This is a genomic window from Streptomyces millisiae, assembly GCF_031845425.1.
Classification (GTDB): Bacteria; Actinomycetota; Actinomycetes; order Streptomycetales; family Streptomycetaceae; genus Streptomyces; species Streptomyces millisiae.
Window position 1 is genome coordinate 1 of record NZ_JAVREM010000391.1, and the last position, 406, is coordinate 406.

The following is a 406-nucleotide window of genomic DNA, read 5'->3' on the forward strand; positions in this document are numbered from 1 at the left end:
CCCGTAAGCGCTACATGCACAACTACAACTTCCCGCCGTACTCCGTCGGTGAGACCGGCCGCGTGGGCTCGCCCAAGCGCCGCGAGATCGGCCACGGAGCGCTCGCCGAGCGCGCCATCGTGCCGGTCCTCCCGACCCGCGAGGAGTTCCCGTACGCGATCCGCCAGGTCTCCGAGGCGCTGGGCTCCAACGGCTCGACGTCCATGGGCTCGGTCTGCGCCTCCACGATGTCGCTGCTGAACGCCGGTGTGCCCCTCAAGGCCGCCGTCGCCGGTATCGCCATGGGCCTGATCTCGCAGGAGATCGACGGCAAGACCCACTACGTCGCCCTCACCGACATCCTCGGTGCGGAGGACGCCTTCGGCGACATGGACTTCAAGGTCGCCGGTACGAAGCAGTTCGTGAC

General features: G+C 68.2%; 1 pseudogene. It reads left to right on the forward strand.

Annotated elements, in window-relative coordinates:
* A pseudogene (locus RNC47_RS37235) lies at positions 1-406 on the forward strand (polyribonucleotide nucleotidyltransferase); the annotation flags it as partial.